19 protein-coding genes are annotated in these 19,259 nt (G+C 65.5%); all 19 read left to right on the forward strand.

The features are described 5' to 3' along the window. Window positions 1-4: 4 nt before the first annotated feature. The 19 genes from WFQ67_RS11565 (at window position 5) to WFQ67_RS11655 (ending at window position 19,258) form a co-directional block, all read left to right on the forward strand. Window positions 5-1,702 (forward strand): fused response regulator/phosphatase, encoded by a 1,698-nt coding sequence (locus WFQ67_RS11565; protein WP_213625454.1) that lies wholly within the window; start codon window positions 5-7, stop codon window positions 1,700-1,702. A gap of 31 nt (window positions 1,703-1,733) precedes the next feature. Then, a complete protein-coding gene (locus WFQ67_RS11570) occupies window positions 1,734-2,087 on the forward strand; it encodes an Hpt domain-containing protein (protein WP_111260883.1) in 354 nt (117 codons plus the stop codon). Between the two features lie 84 nt (window positions 2,088-2,171). Then, complete coding sequence (locus WFQ67_RS11575) at window positions 2,172-3,515, forward strand: flagellar hook-length control protein FliK (RefSeq protein WP_337056942.1); 1,344 nt, start codon at window positions 2,172-2,174, stop codon at window positions 3,513-3,515. Window positions 3,516-3,716: 201 nt separating this feature from the next. Continuing rightward, a complete protein-coding gene (gene fliL, locus WFQ67_RS11580) occupies window positions 3,717-4,250 on the forward strand; it encodes a flagellar basal body-associated protein FliL (RefSeq protein WP_213625453.1) in 534 nt (177 codons plus the stop codon). A gap of 12 nt (window positions 4,251-4,262) precedes the next feature. Beyond that, the gene (gene fliM / locus WFQ67_RS11585; RefSeq protein ID WP_111260880.1) at window positions 4,263-5,234 is read left to right on the forward strand and encodes a flagellar motor switch protein FliM; all 972 of its coding nucleotides are present in this window, start codon (window positions 4,263-4,265) and stop codon (window positions 5,232-5,234) included. Window positions 5,235-5,275: 41 nt separating this feature from the next. Further along, entirely contained in the window at window positions 5,276-5,746 is a 471-nt protein-coding gene (gene fliN, locus WFQ67_RS11590) for a flagellar motor switch protein FliN (RefSeq protein WP_173177796.1), read from the forward strand. Window positions 5,747-5,750: 4 nt separating this feature from the next. Beyond that, entirely contained in the window at window positions 5,751-6,224 is a 474-nt protein-coding gene (fliO, locus tag WFQ67_RS11595; protein WP_337056944.1) for a flagellar biosynthetic protein FliO, read from the forward strand. Continuing rightward, a complete protein-coding gene (gene fliP, locus WFQ67_RS11600; RefSeq protein WP_173177800.1) occupies window positions 6,224-6,979 on the forward strand; it encodes a flagellar type III secretion system pore protein FliP in 756 nt (251 codons plus the stop codon). The genes fliO and fliP overlap by 1 nt, the downstream gene beginning before the upstream one ends. Before the next feature lie 2 nt (window positions 6,980-6,981). Further along, window positions 6,982-7,251, forward strand: coding sequence for a flagellar biosynthesis protein FliQ (fliQ, locus tag WFQ67_RS11605; RefSeq protein WP_021220581.1), 270 nt, complete (start codon window positions 6,982-6,984; stop codon window positions 7,249-7,251). Window position 7,252: 1 nt separating this feature from the next. Beyond that, entirely contained in the window at window positions 7,253-8,029 is a 777-nt protein-coding gene (fliR, locus tag WFQ67_RS11610) for a flagellar biosynthetic protein FliR (protein WP_337056945.1), read from the forward strand. Window positions 8,030-8,104: 75 nt separating this feature from the next. Continuing rightward, window positions 8,105-9,241: a flagellar biosynthesis protein FlhB gene (gene flhB, locus WFQ67_RS11615; protein WP_213625450.1), complete on the forward strand. Its 1,137-nt coding sequence runs from the start codon at window positions 8,105-8,107 to the stop codon at window positions 9,239-9,241. Between the two features lie 155 nt (window positions 9,242-9,396). Next, window positions 9,397-11,520 carry a flagellar biosynthesis protein FlhA gene (gene flhA, locus WFQ67_RS11620; protein WP_337056946.1) on the forward strand — a complete coding sequence of 708 codons (2,124 nt, stop codon included), beginning with the start codon at window positions 9,397-9,399 and terminating at the stop codon, window positions 11,518-11,520. A gap of 15 nt (window positions 11,521-11,535) precedes the next feature. Next, entirely contained in the window at window positions 11,536-12,897 is a 1,362-nt protein-coding gene (gene flhF / locus WFQ67_RS11625) for a flagellar biosynthesis protein FlhF (protein ID WP_173177808.1), read from the forward strand. A gap of 73 nt (window positions 12,898-12,970) precedes the next feature. Continuing rightward, a complete protein-coding gene (fleN, locus tag WFQ67_RS11630; RefSeq protein ID WP_021220576.1) occupies window positions 12,971-13,804 on the forward strand; it encodes a flagellar synthesis regulator FleN in 834 nt (277 codons plus the stop codon). Next, on the forward strand, window positions 13,801-14,547 hold the full coding sequence (gene fliA, locus WFQ67_RS11635) for an RNA polymerase sigma factor FliA (protein WP_031288164.1): 747 nt from the start codon (window positions 13,801-13,803) through the stop codon (window positions 14,545-14,547). Before fleN ends, fliA begins: the two co-directional genes overlap by 4 nt. An 84-nt stretch (window positions 14,548-14,631) precedes the next feature. After that, the gene (locus tag WFQ67_RS11640) at window positions 14,632-15,006 is read left to right on the forward strand and encodes a chemotaxis response regulator CheY (RefSeq protein WP_003083073.1); all 375 of its coding nucleotides are present in this window, start codon (window positions 14,632-14,634) and stop codon (window positions 15,004-15,006) included. Between the two features lie 19 nt (window positions 15,007-15,025). Next, on the forward strand, window positions 15,026-15,814 hold the full coding sequence (locus WFQ67_RS11645; protein WP_111260872.1) for a protein phosphatase CheZ: 789 nt from the start codon (window positions 15,026-15,028) through the stop codon (window positions 15,812-15,814). 11 nt (window positions 15,815-15,825) lie between these two features. After that, window positions 15,826-18,102 (forward strand): chemotaxis protein CheA, encoded by a 2,277-nt coding sequence (locus WFQ67_RS11650; RefSeq protein ID WP_337056947.1) that lies wholly within the window; start codon window positions 15,826-15,828, stop codon window positions 18,100-18,102. A 40-nt stretch (window positions 18,103-18,142) separates the two neighbouring features. After that, window positions 18,143-19,258, forward strand: coding sequence for a protein-glutamate methylesterase/protein-glutamine glutaminase (locus WFQ67_RS11655; RefSeq protein ID WP_173177814.1), 1,116 nt, complete (start codon window positions 18,143-18,145; stop codon window positions 19,256-19,258). Window position 19,259 lies beyond the last annotated feature (1 nt).

The following is a 19,259-nucleotide window of genomic DNA, read 5'->3' on the forward strand; positions in this document are numbered from 1 at the left end:
CGCCATGTCGGCCCGCCTGTCGATCCTCATCGCCGAGGACAACGCAGCCGACCGCATGCTGCTCTCCACCATCGTCAACCGCCAGGGCCACCGTGCCCTGACGGCGGCCAATGGCCTGGAAGCGGTGGCGCTGTTCGAGCAGGAGCGGCCGGACATGGTCCTGATGGATGCCCTGATGCCGGTCATGGACGGCTTCGAGGCCGCGCGCCGGATCAAGCAACTGGCTGGCGAGGAGCTGGTGCCGATCATCTTCCTCACCTCGCTGACCGAGAACGAAGCCCTCGTGCGCTGCCTGGAAGCCGGTGGTGACGATTTTCTCGCCAAGCCCTACAACCGCGTCATCCTCGAAGCCAAGATCAAGGCCATGGATCGCCTGCGCCGCCTGCAGGAGACGGTCCTGCACCAGCGCGACCTGATCGCCAAGCACAACGAGCACTTGCTCACCGAGCAGCGTGTGGCCAAGGCGGTGTTCGACAAGGTGGCCCACTCCGGCTGCCTCAACGCCTCCAACATCCGCTACCTGCAATCGCCCTACGCGCTGTTCAACGGCGACCTCCTGCTGGCTGCGTTCAAGCCCTCAGGCGGCATGCACGTGCTGCTTGGCGACTTCACCGGCCATGGCTTGCCGGCTGCCATCGGCGCAATGCCGCTGGCCGAGGTGTTCTATGGGATGACTGCCAAGGGCTACGCCATGGCCGACATCCTCCGAGAGATGAACGCCAAGCTGAAGCGCATCCTGCCGGTGGGAGTGTTTTGCTGTGCGACCCTGCTCAACCTCAGCTTCCAGCGCCGCGTGCTGGAGGTTTGGAACGGTGGCCTGCCCGACGGTTACCTGCGCTGTGCCGACGGCAGCCCGGTGGTACCGCTGGTGTCGCGGCACCTGCCGCTCGGGGTGCTCGACCCTGCGGTGTTCGATGCCAAGTACGAGGTCTACCCGATAGAAGTCGGTGATCGCGTGTTCCTATGGTCCGACGGCGTGCTGGAGACCCGCAACGAAGCCGGCGAGCTGTTCGGTGACGAACGCCTGCAGCAGGTGTTCGCCGGCAACACCCGCCCCGAGCAGCTGTTCGACGAGATCCAGCGCACCCTGGCCGCATTCCGTGGCGAGGCGCAGGACGACGTCAGCATGATCGAGGTGTCGCTCGTCGAGGACCTCCAGCAGCGTCCGCAACTGGCCTTCACCGACAGCGGCCAACTGAGCCCGCTGGACTGGTCCGCCTGCTTCGAGTTCCGCGCCCAGACCCTCAAGCGCTTCAACCCCCTGCCGCTACTCCTGCAACTGCTGCTGGAGGTGCAGGGCCTGCGCGACCAGGGCGGGGCGCTCTACACTGTGCTCGCCGAGCTCTACTCCAACGCACTGGAGCACGGCGTGCTGGGCCTGGACTCATCGCTCAAGCGCGATGCGCGCGGGTTCGCCGAGTACTATCGCGAGCGTGCCTTGCGCCTTGCATGCCTGGAGGACGGCCATGTGCGCGTCCACCTCGAACTGCTTCCCGAGGGTGAAGAGGGTGGCCGCCTATCGATGCGGGTCGAGGACAGCGGCAAGGGCTTCGATGCGCGTGCGGTGTTGGCGCGCACAGCGGATACTTCCCGCCTCAGCGGCCGTGGCCTGACCCTGGTCAGACAGCTTGCCGCGCGCTGCGACTTGCCGGAGGATGGCAAGGGCATCCGCGTGGAGTTCGTCTGGCCGCGCCCATCCTGATTCCCATCGTGTCGTTCAAGGAGTGATCCGGTTGTCCGATCTGCATATCGACAATGGCGTACTGGCCGCTTTGCAGGAAGTCATGGAAGACGAGTACCCGGTGTTGCTGGACACCTTCCTGGTCGACTCGGAAGAGCGCGTGCGCCTGCTCCACCAGGCCTGCGACCAGCAGGACGCACAGGCCTTGCGCCTTGCCGCGCACAGTTTCAAGGGCAGTTGCAGCAACATGGGCGCGCCGTTGCTGGCGAGCCTGTGCAAGCAGCTGGAGGAGAGCGCTCGCCGCGAGCGCCTGGAAGATGCGCCGGACCTGGTCGAGCGCATCGAGCGCGAGTTCGCCATCGTGCGCATCCTGTTCCGCTCCGAGCGCCAGCGCCACAGCTTCTGAAGCACCGTTTCCCTGCGCGGCTGGAACTTGGCCCGCCCCTTGCAATCCCCCTGGCACGAACCAACCCCTCAGCGGAGAGTGCCCATGCCCGTTGCCACCGATATGCTTCTGCAGGCCAGCCCTGATGTGAAGCCGAAAGTGCAGGCGGCAAAAGCCCAGGTGAAAGCCCCGGAGCCCAGCAGGAATGCGGCTCCCAGCTTTGCCCAGGTGTATGCGAAGGAGCAGCAGGCCAAGCCTGTAGAACGAAACGAGCCGGCGGCCAAGCCCGCCCGCGACAAGCCCGATGACACCCGCAAGGCGGACGATTCGGCGGATCGGCCGGCCAACGACAGCACCGGCAAGCCGTCGACGGTTGCCGATAGCGGCAACGACTTGCCGGCCGACCGCGACAGCGGAAAGGGAAGCGGTGGGGGGAGCGATGCCGGCGACGACACCGTCACCGCCAGCGACGGCACCCAGCCCGAGGACCCGGTGATCGACCCGCTGCTGCTGATGGCCATGAGCGGCCAGATCGCACCGCCGGTGGTCGAGCCACCGGCGCCGGAAATCACCCTGCCCACCGGGCTGCCCGGCGTCGCCGCGACCACCCCCGGCACCTCCACCCTGGAGGTCGACGCGCAGGCGGACCCGCTGCAGGGCTTCGCCGGCATGCAGGTCGGCCTGCAGGCCACCGGCGAGGGCGACCAGGTCCAGGTCGCCACCACCACCACCGTCACCACGCAGAACTCGGCCAGTGCCGGGCAGAGTTTCGCCAGCGCCATGGCCGCGTTCTCCGACAAGCCAGCGGAGACGACCGAGGCCCCGGTGGATGTCGAGCTGCCGGTGGCCGAACTCTCCGAGCAACTGACCCAGGGCCTGGGCGAGAGCAAGTCGGAAATCCGCAGTGAAGTCCTCGACAGCCGCCTCAACGCCCTCGGCCAGGCCATCAGCCAGCAGTCGGCCATGGCCCAGCGCACACCCGCGCTGGTCCCCGGCCAGCCGGTGGCGATGAACCAGGGGGGGTGGAGCGAGGCGGTGGTCGACCGGGTCATGTGGCTGTCCAGCCAGAACCTCAAGTCGGCGGAGATCCAGCTTGACCCGCAGGAACTGGGGCGCCTGGAAGTGCGCATCCACATGAACCAGGACCAGACCCAGGTGACCTTCGCCAGCCCCAACGCCGGGGTGCGCGACGCACTGGAAGGGCAGATGCACCGGCTGCGCGACATGTTCTCGCAGCAGGGCATGAACCAGTTGGATGTCAACGTCTCCGACCAGTCTCTGAACCGTGGCTGGCAGGGCCAGCAGAGCAACGACGGTGGCGGCGGCCGTGGCAATGGCGGCACCTCGCACCTGGGCGGGGGCGGCGATGAGGAGATCGCCGTCGGCATCAGCGAGATCCGCAGCCCCACGGCGAGCGGTGGGCGCGGCCTGGTGGACTACTACGCCTGATCCGTCTCCCGGCAATCGCCATGTTCTAGACTGAAGGCGCCCGGTGGCTGAACGAAAAGCCACCGGGCGCCTTTTTCGTGGGTGACAGGCGCCGAGGACACTGGTATATCCGCTGCGGCGTTTTGTTGAGAAGCTGGCATAACACTTGCTCTCAACCCATTGAATGCGGGTGTGAACCCGAATCAGCGACGGAATTTTGGCATGGCGAAGAAAGAAGCGAAGGCAGACGCGGGCAGCGACGAGAAGCCGGCTGGCAAGAGCAAGCTCAAACTGATCATCCTGCTGGTCGTCGTGCTGCTGCTGGTGGTTGGCGCCTCGGTCGGAGCGACCTGGTTCCTGCTCGGTCGTGGCGATGCCAAGAAAGATGATGCCAAGGACGCCGAGGCAGCTGCCGAGCATGCCGCTCCGGTCAAGCAGATCGCCTTGTACGAACCCCTGGCCCCGGCCTTCGTGGTCAACTTCAACCAGAACGGCCATCAGCGCTACATGCAGGTGACCGTCGCGCTGATGGGCCGCGACAAGGCCGAGATGGACGCGCTGAAGGTGCATATGCCGGTGGTGCGCAACAAGCTGGTGATGCTCTTTTCCAGCCAGACCTTTGACACTCTGGTCACGCCGGTTGGCAAGGAGATGCTGCGCCAGCAGGCGACCGCGACCATCCAGGAAGTGGCCAAGGCGCAGACCGGCAAGGTGGCGATCGAACAAGTGCTGTTCACCAATTTCGTATTGCAGTAGCAGGGGAGACCGATGGCAGTCCAAGACCTGCTTTCCCAGGACGAGATCGACGCGCTGCTCCACGGCGTCGACGACGGCCTGGTCGAGACCGAGAACGACGCGGAACCCGGGAGCGTCAAGAGCTACGACCTGACCAGCCAGGATCGCATCGTCCGCGGACGCATGCCGACCCTGGAGATGATCAACGAGCGCTTTGCCCGTTACACCCGCATCAGCATGTTCAACCTGCTGCGCCGCTCGGCGGACGTGGCGGTGGGCGGCGTGCAGGTGATGAAGTTCGGTGAATACGTGCATTCGCTGTACGTGCCCACCAGCCTCAACCTGGTGAAGATGAAGCCGCTGCGCGGCACCGGCCTGTTCATCCTCGACGCCAAGCTGGTGTTCAAGCTGGTGGACAACTTCTTCGGCGGTGACGGCCGTCACGCCAAGATCGAGGGCCGGGAATTCACCCCCACCGAGCTGCGCGTGGTGCGCATGGTGCTGGACCAGGCCTTCGTCGACCTGAAGGAAGCCTGGCACGCGGTGATGGACGTGAACTTCGAGTACATCAACTCCGAAGTGAACCCGGCACTGGCCAACATCGTCAGCCCCAGCGAGGTGATCGTGGTCTCCACCTTCCACATCGAGCTCGATGGCGGCGGCGGCGACCTGCACATCACCATGCCCTACTCGATGATCGAGCCGATCCGCGAGATGCTCGACGCCGGCTTCCAGTCCGATGTCGATGACCAGGACGAGCGCTGGATCAAGGCCCTGCGCGAGGACATCCTCGACGTCAGCGTGCCGGTCGGCGCCACCGTGGTCCGCCGCCAGCTACGCCTGCGCGACATCCTGCACATGCAGCCGGGCGACGTGATCCCGGTGGAGATGCCCGAGCACATGATCATGCGCGCCAACGGCGTGCCGGCCTTCAAGGCCAAGCTGGGGGCCCACAAGGGCAACCTGGCCCTGCAGATTCTCGATCCGATCGACCGCCAGCGCTGACGGTCGCTCCACACCCCATTTGAGCCAGCCGAGGTCAACCGATGGCAGACGAAGAAAACACCACCCCCGAGGAACAGGCGCTCGCCGACGAGTGGGCGGCGGCCCTGGCCGAGGCCGGCGACGAGGCCAGCCAGGACGATATCGACGCGCTGATGAACCAGGGGGCTGCCGCTGCGGCACCGTCCAATCCGCGTGCGCCGATGGAAGAGTTCGGCAGCATGCCGCGCTCCAACGCGCCGGTGAGCCTGGATGGTCCCAACCTCGACGTGATCCTCGACATCCCGGTGTCGATCTCCATGGAAGTGGGCAACACCGACATCACCATCCGCAACCTGCTGCAGTTGAACCAGGGGTCGGTGATCGAGCTGGACCGCCTGGCTGGCGAGCCGCTGGACGTGCTGGTCAACGGCACCCTGATCGCCCATGGCGAGGTCGTTGTGGTCAACGAGAAGTTCGGCATCCGCCTGACCGACGTGATCAGCCCCAGCGAACGCATCAAGAAGCTGCGCTGACACCATGCGCCGACTCCTGTTCGCATTGCTCTGCCTGCCCCTGGTGGCCTTCGCCGCCGAGCCGGTCGCACCGGCGGCCTCCGCCACCCCGATGACGATGGCGGCCCCTTCTGCAGCGGCTCCGGTGGTCAATGCCGGCGGCGGTGTTGCCGCACAGCTCGGGCAGCTCACTATTGGCCTGCTGCTGGTGGTGGGCGTGATCTTCCTGCTCGCCTGGCTGCTGCGCCGGGTCCAGCAGATGAGCCCCCGAGGCGGCCAGGTGATCAAGCTGATCGCAAGCCAGGCGCTGGGGCCGCGTGATCGGCTGGTGCTGGTGCAGGTGGGTGGCGAACAGATACTGCTCGGCCTGACCGCCGGGCGCATCACCCCGCTGCATGTGCTCAAGGAGCCGGTGCACATGCCCGACGCCGAGCCCGCAACCCCGGAATTCGCCCAGCGCCTGATGGAGCTGCTGGGCAAGGACAAGGACAAGAGCTGATGGGTTACTGGCGCATCCTGATCGCCCTGCTGCTGGCACTGGCGGCACCTCTGGCGCTGGGCGCCGACGACCCGCTGTCGATCTCCGCCATCACGCTGTCGACCAACGCCGAAGGCCAGCAGGAATACTCGGTCAGCCTGCAGATCCTGCTGATCATGACGGCGCTGAGCTTCATCCCGGCGTTCGTCATGCTGATGACCAGCTTCACCCGGATCATCATCGTCTTCTCCATCCTGCGCCAGGCGCTGGGCCTGCAGCAGACGCCGTCGAACCAGATCCTCACCGGCATGGCGCTGTTCCTGACGATGTTCATCATGGGGCCAGTGTTCGACCAGGTGAACCGCGACGCCCTGCAGCCCTACCTCAACGAGCAGTTGCCGGCGCAGGAGGCGATCAAGCGCGCCGAGGTGCCGGTGAAGAACTTCATGCTGGCGCAGACCCGCTCCAGCGACCTGGAGCTGTTCGTGCGCCTGTCCAAGCGCACCGACATCCAGTCGCCCGACGCCGCGCCGCTGACCATCCTGATACCGGCCTTCATCACGTCCGAGCTGAAGACCGCATTCCAGATCGGCTTCATGATCTTCATCCCGTTCCTGATCATCGACCTGGTGGTGGCCAGCGTGCTGATGGCGATGGGCATGATGATGCTGTCGCCGCTGATCATCTCGCTGCCGTTCAAGATCATGCTGTTCGTGCTCGTGGATGGCTGGGCGCTGATCATCGGCACGCTCGCCGGAAGCTTTGGAGGGGTTTAGCCATGACGCCCGAAGTCGCTGTCGACCTGTTCCGCGAAGCGCTGTGGCTGACCTGCGTGATCGTCGGCATCCTCGTGGTGCCCAGCCTGGTGGTGGGCCTCATCGTCGCCATGTTCCAGGCCGCCACGCAGATCAACGAGCAGACCCTGAGCTTCCTGCCGCGCCTGTTGGTGATGCTGATCTCGCTCATGTGGGCCGGGCCCTGGCTGACCCGCGAGCTGATGGAGTACATGACCAACCTCTACCACAACATCCCCATGCTGATCGGCTGACATGTTCGAGCTGAGTGCGGCGCAGATCGGCGGGATGCTCGGCGGCTACCTGTTGCCGCTGTTCCGCATCGCCTCCCTGCTGATGACCATGCCGCTGATCGGCACCCAGCTGGTGCCGACCCGGGTGCGGCTGTACCTGGCCCTCGGCGTCACCACGGTGCTGGCGCCTTCGCTGCCGCCGATGCCGGTGGTGGATGCCATCAGCCTGCAATCCTTCCTGCTGATCGCCGAACAGATCCTGGTCGGCGCGGTGATGGGCTTCGCCCTGCAACTGTTCTTCCACGCCTTCGTCGTCGCCGGGCAGATCCTCGCGGTGCAGATGGGCCTGGGTTTCGCCTCGATGGTCGACCCCACCAACGGCGTCTCGGTGCCGGTGATCGGGCAGTTCTTCACCATGCTGGTGACCCTGCTGTTCCTGGCCATGAACGGCCACCTGGTGGTGTTCGAGGTGCTCGCCGAGAGCTTCGTCACCCTGCCGGTGGGAGGCGGCCTGATGGCCGCGCATTACTGGGAGCTGGCCACCAAGCTCGGCTGGGTGCTCGGCGCCGGCCTGCTGCTGGCGCTGCCGGCGATCACCGCGCTGCTGGTGGTCAACATCGCCTTCGGCGTGATGACCCGCGCGGCGCCGCAACTGAACATCTTCTCCATCGGCTTCCCGCTGACGGTGGCCCTGGGCCTGGTGATCATCTGGATCGGCATGGCCGACATCCTCGCCCAGTACCAGATCCTCGCCTCCGACGCCTTGCAGCTCCTGCGCGAGCTGGCGAGGGCGCGCTGATGATCGTCCAGCTTGGCTGTGCGCAGCCCATTGCCCGTCCCGGCCGGTTAGCCGGGCCTGCTGCCGAGGTGCGCCATGGCGGAGAGTGAGAGCGGGGCGGACAAGAGCGAAGAACCCACGGCGAAACGCCAGCAGGAGGCGCGCGAGAAAGGGCAGATCGCCCGTTCCAGGGAGCTCAACACCCTCGCCATCACCCTGGGCGGCGCAGGGGGCGTGCTGGCCTCCGGCGGCGGCCTGGCGGACATGATGATGCGCATGATGCAGTCCAACTTCACCCTGCCGCGCGAGGTGCTGATGGATGAGCGCAGCATGGCGTTGTGGCTGTTGCAGTCTGGTCAGATGGCGCTCTCGGCCATCACGCCGCTGCTGGTGACCCTGCTCATCGTCTCCCTGGTGGCGCCCATCTCCCTGGGTGGCTGGCTGTTCTCCTTCGAGGCGCTGGCACCCAAGTTCAGCCGCATGAACCCGCTGTCCGGCCTCAAGCGCATGTTCTCCATGCACGCGGTGGTGGAGCTGCTCAAGGCGCTGGGTAAGTTCGGGCTGATCCTGATGGTGGCGCTGATGGTGCTGTCCTCGGATGCCGACGATCTCCTGGCCATCGCCCACGAGCCGCTGGAGCAGGCCATCCTGCACAGTGTCCAGGTGGTGGGCTGGAGTGCGGTCTGGCTGGCCTGCGGCCTGATCCTGATCGCCGCCATCGACGTGCCCTACCAGCTCTGGGACAACAAGCAGAAGCTGATGATGACCAAGCAGGAAGTGCGCGACGAGTACAAGGACAGCGAGGGCAAGCCCGAGGTCAAGTCGCGCATCCGGCGCATGCAGCGCGAGATGGCTGAGCGCCGCATGATGTCCGCCGTGCCCCAGGCCGACGTGGTGATCACCAACCCGACCCACTTCGCCGTGGCCCTGAAGTACGACCCGGCCAAGGGCACGGCGCCGTTGCTGCTGGCCAAGGGCAACGACTTCACCGCCCTGAAGATTCGCGAGATCGCCCAGGAGCACAAGATCACCGTGCTGGAGTCCCCGGCCCTGGCGCGGGCGGTGTTCTACTCCACCGAACTGGACCAGGAAATCCCCGCCGGCCTGTACCTGGCGGTCGCCCAGGTGCTGGCCTACGTCTACCAGCTCAAGCAGTTCCGCGCCGGCAAGGGCAAGCGCCCCGCGCCCCTGGCGGAGCCGCCGATCCCTGCCGACCTGCGCCGCGACGACTGACCCGCGGGCGGTCGGCCACTGCCCCTGCAACCCCTCTGAAAAGCCGATTCCGGCGAAGTTGGTGAGCTTCTTGCACAAGCCCTCCAGCGCGCATCCGCGCGTCAAAAGATTGAATGGGCGAGGGCTGTGTTTCGCCATTGCGTGAGGGTAGAGATTTGGATCGTTCGCAACTGATCGGCAACGTGCGCGGCAACTTCGCCAGCCTTTCCAGGGGCAACCTGGGGGTGCCGCTGCTGGTGCTGATCATGCTCGGCATGATGACGTTGCCGGTGCCGCCGTTCCTTCTGGACGTGTTCTTCACCTTCAACATCGCCCTCTCCATCGTGGTCCTGCTGGTCAGCGTCTACGCCCTGCGCCCGCTGGACTTCGCGGTCTTCCCCACCATCCTGCTGGTCTCGACCCTGCTGCGCCTGGCACTGAACGTGGCGTCCAGCCGCGTGGTGCTGCTCCACGGCCAGGACGGCCACGATGCCGCGGGCAAGGTGATCCAGGCCTTCGGTGAGGTGGTCATCGGCGGCAACTACGTGGTCGGTGCGGTGATCTTCGCGATCTTGATGATCATCAACTTCGTCGTGGTCACCAAGGGTGCCGGGCGTATCTCCGAGGTGAGCGCGCGTTTCACCCTGGACGCCATGCCCGGCAAGCAGATGGCGATCGACGCCGACCTCAACGCCGGCATCATCGATCAGGTCGAGGCCAAGAAGCGCCGCGCCGAAGTCTCCCAGGAAGCCGACTTCTACGGCTCCATGGACGGTGCCAGCAAATTCGTCCGCGGTGACGCCATCGCCGGCCTGCTGATCCTGTTCATCAACCTGATCGGCGGCATGGCCATCGGCATCATCCAGCATGGCCTGACCTTCGGCGACGCCGGGCGCATCTATTCCCTGCTGACCATCGGTGACGGCCTGGTGGCGCAGATCCCCTCGCTGCTGCTGTCCACCGCCGCCGCGATCATGGTGACTCGCGTCTCCAGCTCCGAGGACATGGGCCAGCAGGTCAACCGCCAGATGTTCGCCTCGCCCAAGGCCCTGGCCGTCTCCGCCGCCATCCTCATCGCCATGGGCCTGGTCCCGGGCATGCCCCACGTGTCCTTCCTCGGCCTCGGCCTGATCGCCGCCGGTGGTGCCTGGTGGATCTGGCGCAAGGGCCAGAAGGAGAAGGAGGTGGCCGTCCAGGAAGCGCAGCGCCAGCAGGAACTGCTGCCCGCCCAGCGCACCCCGGAGACCAAGGAGCTGGGCTGGGACGACGTCACCCCGGTGGACATGGTCGGCCTCGAGGTCGGCTACCGGCTGATCCCCCTGGTGGACCGCAACCAGGGGGGGCAACTGCTCACCCGGATCAAGGGCGTGCGCAAGAAGCTGTCCCAGGAAATGGGCTTCCTCATGCCCTCGGTGCACATCCGCGACAACCTCGACCTGCTGCCCAACGCCTATCGCCTGACCCTGATGGGCGTCAGCGTGGCCGAGGCGGAGGTCTACCCGGATCGCGAGCTGGCGATCAACCCGGGCCAGGTATTCGGCACCCTCAATGGCATCGCCGCCAAGGATCCGGCGTTCGGCCTGGAAGCCGTATGGATCGATGGCAGCCAGCGCGACCAGGCGCAGTCCCTCGGCTACACGGTGGTGGACGCCAGCACCGTGGTCGCCACCCACCTCAACCAGATCCTGCACAAGCACGCCCACGAGTTGCTCGGGCACGAGGAGGTGCAGCAGCTCATGCAATTGCTGGCCAAGAGCTCGCCGAAGCTGGCCGAGGAACTGGTGCCGGGCCTGGTGTCGCTCTCGACCCTGCTCAAGGTGCTGCAGGCGCTGCTGCAGGAGCAGGTACCGGTGCGCGACATCCGCACCATCGCCGAGGCGATCGCCAACGTCGCCCCGAAGAGTCAAGATCCCGCCGCTATGGTGGCGGCGGTTCGCGTGGCGCTCGCCCGCGCAATCGTGCAAAGCATTGTGGGACTAGAGCCGGAGCTGCCTGTGATCACCCTGGAACCCAGGTTGGAACAGATATTGCTCAGTAGCATGCAGAAGGCCGGGCAAGGCTCCGAGGATGGCATCCTCCTGGAGCCTGGCATGGCCGAGAAGCTGCAACGTTCCCTGGTGGAAGCGGCGCAGCGCCAGGAGATGCTCGGCAAGCAGGCCATCCTGCTGGTGGCCGGGCCGATCCGGGCGATGCTGTCGCGCTTCGCAAGGCTCGCCGTGCCAACCATGCACGTGCTGGCCTACCAGGAAATACCGGACAACAAGCAGGTCACCATAGTCGCGACTGTGGGGCAGAACTAACCGAGGTCACAGGCCATGCAGGTCAAACGCTTCTTCGCTGCGGATATGCGCCAGGCCATGAAACTGGTGCGGGACGAACTGGGCGCGGATGCCTCCATCATCGGCACCCGTCGGGTCGCAGGTGGCGTGGAGATCACCGCCGCGCTCGACTATCCCATGCCGGCTCCCGCGCCGAGCAAGCCCAACCCGGCCCTCGAAGCCGAGCTGCGCCGCACCCAGGCCCGCATCGCCGAGGCCCACGCGGAGCTGAGCAACCGCGGTGGCCAGGCCGATGCCGGCAAGAACCGCCAGCTGATCGCCGACCGCTCGGAGCTGTCCCCGGAAAGCCTCGCCGCCGCCATGCGTTCGTCGCGCCTGGAGCGCCCGTCCGCCGCGCCGGTGGCCCCGTCTCCCGCCGCCGCTCCGGCCAGGCCCGCCGCGCCGGCCGCCGCCGACCAGCGCAGCCTGGACGCCATGCGTTTCGAGCTCAACGGCCTGCGTGAGCTGATCGAAGTACAACTCGGCTCCATCGCCTGGGGCCAGATGCAGAGCCGCCGCCCGCAGCAGGCCGGCCTCTGGCGTCGCCTGCAGCGCATGGGCCTGTCTGCTGAACTTTCGCGGGCGCTGATGGAGCGCGTCGCTTCGGTCAAGGACCCGCGCCAGGCCTGGCGCATGGTCCTGGCCCACCTGGCCCATGCCATCCGCACCCCGCAGCAGGAGCCGCTGGAGGAGGGTGGAGTGATCGCCCTGGTCGGCCCTGCCGGCATGGGCAAGACCACCACCCTGGCCAAGCTGGCTGCGCGCTACGTGCTCAAGTACGGCGCCCAGCAGATCGCCCTGGTGAGCATGGACAGCTATCGCATCGGCGCCCAGGAGCAACTCAAGACCCTCGGGCGCATCCTCAACGTCTCCGTGACCCACGTCGACCCGGGCCAGTCCCTGACCCAGGCCCTGGCGCCCCTGGCGCGCAAGCGCGTGGTGCTGATCGATACGGCGGGCCTGCCGGCAGCCGATCCTGCGCTTAAAATGCAGTTGGAAACGTTGGCCAGCAGAGGAGTCAAAGCCAGGAATTATCTGGTGCTGGCCGCAACCAGTCAGAGCCAAGTGCTAAAGGCGGCCTACCATAGTTACAAGCGCTGCGGTCTTTCCGGCTGCATCCTGACCAAGCTCGACGAAGCGGCGAGCCTGGGAGAGGTTTTAGGACTGGCTATCGGCCAGCATCTCCCGGTAGCCTATCTCGCTGATGGGCCTAGGATTCCGGATGACCTGCAGGTGCCCCGCAGCCACCAGCTGGTGAGTCGTGCGGTCAGCCTGCAGACCCCGGAAGACCCCAGCGAAGAAGCCATGGCCGACCTTTTCGCCGGCCTGTACCAGAATCCGGCCCGCCGAGTCGGTTAGAACCCCAAGCCACTCCGGATGAGTGGCCCGAGCCCGCCAAGTGGCCCAGTCGACGTGAGACAAGGTGTGATAAATGGGTAGTTTGCATCCCGTACAGGTGATTGCTGTGACCGGCGGCAAGGGTGGCGTCGGCAAGACCAACGTGTCGGTGAACCTCTCGCTGGCCCTCGCCGATCTCGGTCGCCGGGTCATGCTGCTGGACGCCGACCTCGGCCTGGCCAACGTCGACGTGTTGCTCGGCCTCACCGCCAAGCGCACCCTGGCCGACGTGATCGCCGGCGAGTGCGACCTGCGAGACGTGCTGCTGCAAGGGCCCGGGGGTGTGCGCATCGTTCCTGCAGCGTCCGGTACCCAGAGCATGGTGCAGCTCTCGCCCATGCAGCACGCCGGCCTGATCCAGGCCTTCAGCGAGATCAGCGACAACCTCGATGTGCTGGTGATCGACACCGCCGCCGGTATCGGCGATGCGGTGGTCAGCTTCGTGCGTGCGGCACAGGAAGTGATAGTGGTCGTCTGTGACGAACCCACTTCCATCACCGATGCCTATGCTTTGATCAAGCTCCTCAACCGCGACTACGGCATGAGCCGTTTCCGCGTATTGGCCAACATGGCACACAGTCCACAGGAGGGTCGCAACCTCTTTGCTAAGCTGACAAAAGTGACTGATCGCTTCCTGGATGTGGCCTTGCAGTACGTCGGTGCGGTGCCCTATGACGAATCCGTACGCAAGGCCGTGCAGAAGCAGCGCGCGGTTTACGAAGCCTTCCCGCGCTCGAAGTGCGCCCTGGCGTTCAAGGCGATTGCCCAGAAGGTGGATAGCTGGCCCCTGCCGGCGAACCCACGCGGTCATCTGGAGTTCTTCGTCGAGCGCCTGGTGCAGCAACCGATCGCGGATTCGGCCATATGACACCCGCTAGTGGACTTCGTATGTACAACAAGGCACAGGCTAGGGATTCCCAGCACCAGCTGATCGAGCGCTACGCGCCGCTGGTCAAACGTATCGCCTACCACCTGCTGGGCCGCCTGCCGGCCAACGTGCAGGTGGAGGACCTGATGCAGGCCGGCATGATCGGCCTGCTCGAAGCCTCGAAGAAATACGATTCCAGCAAGGGCGCCAGTTTCGAGACCTACGCCGGCATCCGCATCCGCGGTGCCATGCTTGACGAAGTGAGGAAGGGGGACTGGGCACCACGTTCGGTCCACCGCAACACCCGGATGGTGAGCGATGCCATCCGGAAAATTGAGGCGAGAACCGGGCGAGACGCTAAAGATCAGGAAGTTGCGGCCGAACTTGGATTGAGTCTCGAAGATTACTACGGCATCCTGAGCGACACTTTGGGCAGTCGCCTGTTCAGCTTCGACGACCTGTTGCAGGACGGTGAGCATGGCGCGACGCACGAAGATACCGGAGTCACCCATCTCGAACCTTCGAATGATCTGGAAGACGAGCGCTTCCAGGCGGCGCTGGCTGACGCCATCGCCAATCTGCCGGAACGAGAGCGCCTGGTACTGGCGCTGTATTACGACGAAGAGCTGAATTTGAAGGAAATCGGCGAAGTGCTGGGGGTCAGTGAATCGCGTGTGAGCCAGTTGCACAGCCAATGTGCCGCGCGTTTGCGGTCGCGGCTGGGCGAGTGGCGAGCACACTGATCGGCACGCCGGTTTTTCGATTGATCGACGCCCCCGTTATTCGGGGGCGTTTAGGACTGTACGGAGGTCGATTTGGACAAGAACATGAAAATCCTCATCGTGGACGATTTCTCGACGATGAGACGCATCATCAAGAACCTCCTGCGTGACTTGGGTTTCACCAATACCGCAGAGGCCGATGATGGCACCACCGCTCTACCCATGCTGCACAGTGGCAATTTCGATTTCCTGGTCACCGACTGGAACATGCCCGGCATGACCGGGATCGATCTGTTGCGCGCCGTGCGTGCCGACGAGCGCCTCAAGCACCTGCCGGTGCTGATGGTGACGGCCGAGGCCAAGCGTGACCAGATCATCGAAGCGGCCCAGGCCGGTGTGAATGGCTATGTGGTCAAGCCTTTCACCGCCCAGGTGCTCAAAGAGAAGATCGAGAAGATCTTCGAACGGGTCAACGGCTGATGCCAGTCGCGAGGACGCCATGGACCAGAAAGATTCCCAATCGGGAGACCTAGAGTCGACCCTGAAAAACCATGCGCGCGAGCTGGTCGAGACCCTTGAAAAAGGCAATTTCGGCGATGCCGTGCAACTCATCCATGAACTCAACAAGGTCCGTGACCGTGGGCTCTACCAGGAGGTCGGCAAGCTGACGCGCGAGCTGCACACTGCGATCGTCAACTTCCAGATCGACCCGCACCTGCCTCACGCCACCGAGGTCTCGCAGATCGCCGATGCCACCGATCGTCTCTCCTACGTAGTGAAGATGACGGAGAAGGCCGCCAACCGGACCATGGACCTGGTGGAAGAGAGCGCGCCGCTGCTCAACGGGCTGGGCGACGAAGCCCAGAGCCTGGGTGAGGAGTGGGGCCGCTTCATGCGTCGGGAAATTGGCGCGGATGCGTTCCGCGACCTGGCCAAGCGTATCGAGACCTTCCTTGCTCGCAGTCAACGCGACACCGAGCAGCTTTCGTCCAGAATGAACGACATCCTTCTCGCTCAGGACTATCAGGACCTGACCGGCCAGGTGATCAAGCGCGTTACCCAGCTGGTCACCGAAGTCGAGAGCAATCTGGTGAAACTGGTACTGATGGCCAGCGACGTTGATCGTTTCGCCGGCATCCAGCACGACCGTGCGGAGCTCGTGGCTGAAAAAGAAAAACAAAAAGAGCCTTCCAGGGGTGAAGGTCCGCAGATCAATGCCGATAAGCGTGATGATGTCGTGTCCGGTCAGGTCGATGTCGATGATCTGTTATCCAGCCTTGGATTCTAGGGAGCAACCGAATGAGCTTCGACGCCGATGAAGAAATCCTCCAGGACTTCCTGGTTGAGGCCGGCGAAATATTGGAGCAATTGTCCGAACAGCTGGTCGAGCTCGAGAGCCGTCCGGACGATATGGATCTGCTCAATGCCATTTTCCGCGGCTTCCACACGGTCAAGGGCGGTGCCGGTTTCCTCCAGCTGAATGCGCTGGTGGAGTGCTGCCACATCGCCGAGAACGTGTTCGACATCTTGCGCAAGGGCGAACGCCGCGTGACGGCGGAGCTCATGGACGTGGTCCTGCAGGCGCTGGATACGGTCAACGAGATGTTCAGCCAGGTGCGTGAGCGTGCCGAGCCGACGCCGGCCACTCCCGAGCTGCTCGCCGCCCTGGCGCGGCTGGCCGAGCCGGGTGGCGACGACGAGGAAGCGCCTGCCGCCGAGCCGGAGTACGAGCCCGAGCCTGAACCGGTCGCCGAGGCCGCTCCCGCCGCATCCGGCGACATCACCGACAGCGAGTTCGAGCAACTGCTGAACGTGCTCGACGCGCCTGCTGCCGAAAGTCCTGCATCTCCCGCGGCGGCCGCTGCCGGCAGCGACGAGATCAGCGACGACGAATTCGAAGCCTTGCTCGACCAGCTGCATGGCAAGGGCAAGTTCGTTGCCGAGCCGACCGAGGCCGCCGCATCGGCGAAGCCGACCGCAGCCGCACCCGCGCCTGCCGCACCGGCTGCCGGTGGGGGCGACGAGATCAGTGACGACGAGTTCGAAGCGCTTCTCGACCAGTTGCACGGCAAGGGCAAGTTCGCCGCGACGGAAGCCGCCGCACCGGCTGCTGCCGCCCCCGCCCTGCAGGCGGCTGCACCCGGCGCCGGCGACAACATCACCGACGACGAATTCGAAGCGCTGCTCGACCAGTTGCACGGCAAGGGCAAGTTCGTTGCCGAGGCTGCCGAGGTCGCGCCCGCCAAACCCGCGGCACCGGCCAAGCCCGCTGCCGCGCCGGCCGCCAAGCCTGCTGCCGCCGCGAAGCCCGCGGCTCCGAAGGCCGCCGAGCCGCCCAAGCCTGCTGCCAAGCCCGCTGCGGCGCCTGCACCGGCGGCGGCCGACAAGGCCGCGTCCCCCGCCAGCGAAGCCGAGACCACGGTGCGCGTGGACACTGCGCGCCTGGACGAGATCATGAACATGGTCGGCGAGCTGGTGCTGGTGCGTAACCGCCTGGTGCGCCTCGGCCTGAACAGCGGCGACGAGTCCATGGCCAAGGCCGTGTCCAACCTCGACGTGGTCACCGCCGACCTGCAGACCGCCGTCATGAAGACGCGCATGCAGCCGATCAAGAAGGTCTTCGGCCGCTTCCCGCGCTTGGTCCGCGACCTGGCGCGCAACCTGAAGAAAGAGATCAACCTCGAGCTGGTGGGCGAGGAGACCGACCTCGACAAGAACCTGGTCGAAGCCCTGGCCGACCCGCTGGTCCACCTGGTGCGCAACGCCGTCGACCACGGCGTCGAGACGCCCGAGGAGCGCGAGGCCGCCGGCAAGCCGCGCACAGGCCGCGTGGTGCTCTCCGCCGAGCAGGAAGGCGACCACATCCTCCTGATGATCACCGACGACGGCAAGGGCATGGATGCCAACATCCTCCGCGCCAAGGCGGTGGAGAAGGGGTTGCTGGACAAGGACGCCGCCGACCGCCTGACCGACCTGGAGTGCTACAACCTGATCTTCGCCCCGGGCTTCTCGACCAAGACCGAGATCTCCGATGTCTCCGGCCGTGGTGTCGGCATGGACGTGGTGAAGACCAAGATTTCCCAGCTCAACGGCACGGTCAACGTGTTCTCGCAGAAGGGGCAGGGCTCGAAGATCGTCATCAAGGTGCCGCTGACCCTGGCGATCATGCCGACCCTGATGGTTATGCTGGCCAACCAGGCCTTCGCCTTCCCGCTGGTCAACGTCAACGAGATATTCCACCTCGACCTGTCGCGCACCAACGTGGTGGATGGCCAGGAGGTGGTGATCGTCCGCGACAAGGCACTGCCGCTGTTCTACCTCAAGCGCTGGCTGGTTCGCGATGCCGCCCACGAGGAACAGGGCGAAGGCCATGTGGTGATCCTCTCCGTGGGCACCCAGCGCATCGGCTTCGTGGTGGACCAACTGGTCGGCCAGGAAGAGGTGGTGATCAAGCCCCTGGGCAAGATGCTCCAGGGCACGCCCGGCATGTCCGGCGCGACCATCACCGGTGATGGGCGCATCGCCCTGATTCTCGACGTGCCGAGCATGCTCAAGCGCTACGCGCGCCGCGGTTGATCGATTAGGCGGCCCCTCGGGCCGCCTGTTAGGAGTGTTTATGGCAGTCAAGGTTCTGGTGGTTGATGACTCCGGGTTCTTCCGTCGTCGCGTTTCGGAGATTCTGTCCGCCGACCCCAATATCCAGGTGATCGGTACCGCCACCAATGGCCGCGAGGCCATCGACCAGGCGCTGGCGCTCAAGCCGGACGTGATCACCATGGACTACGAGATGCCGATGATGGACGGCATCACTGCAGTGCGGCACATCATGCAGCGCTGCCCGACCCCCGTGCTGATGTTCTCCTCCCTGACCCACGAAGGCGCCCGGGTGACCCTGGACGCCCTGGACGCGGGTGCGGTGGATTTCCTGCCGAAGAATTTCGAGGACATCTCGCGCAACCCCGACAAGGTCAAGCAGTTGCTCTGCGAGAAGGTCCACAGCATCGCACGCAGCAACCGTCGCTACAGCAGCTACAGCCCGGCTCCGGCGGCCCCGACGCCGTCGCCGAGCCACGCCGCGCCCGCTCCGGCCCCCTCGCGCCCCAGTGCCGGCGCTGCGCCTGCACCTGCCTCAAGCGCCGGCGGCTCCTCCAGCCCGAGCCCCAAGCGCAAGTCCTACAAGCTGGTGGCCATCGGTACCTCGACTGGCGGCCCGGTGGCCCTGCAGCGGGTGCTGACCCAGCTGCCCGGCAACTTTCCGGCGCCCATCGTCCTGATCCAGCACATGCCGGCCGCCTTCACCAAGGCCTTTGCCGAGCGCCTCGACAAGCTCTGCCGGATATCCGTCAAGGAGGCCGAGGACGGTGACGTGCTGCGCCCCGGCCTGGCGCTGCTGGCGCCCGGTGGCAAGCAGATGATGGTGGACGCGCGCGGCACCGTGCGCATCCTCCCCGGCGATGAACGCCTGAACTACAAACCCTGCGTGGACATCACCTTCGGTTCCGCGGCCAAGGCCTATAACGACAAGGTCCTGGCGGTGGTGCTGACCGGCATGGGCGCCGATGGCCGTGAGGGCGCGCGCCTGCTCAAGCAGGGCGGCAGCCAGGTGTGGGCGCAGGATGAGGCCAGCTGCGTGATCTACGGCATGCCCATGGCCATAGTGAAAGCCAACCTGGCCGATGCCGTTTACGGGCTCGACGATATCGGCAGGCACATCGCCGAGGCGTGCCTGTAAT

Origin of the sequence: Pseudomonas sp. USHLN015 (genome assembly GCF_037153275.1) — a bacterium.
GTDB classification, from domain to species: Bacteria; Pseudomonadota; Gammaproteobacteria; order Pseudomonadales; family Pseudomonadaceae; genus Metapseudomonas; species Metapseudomonas tohonis.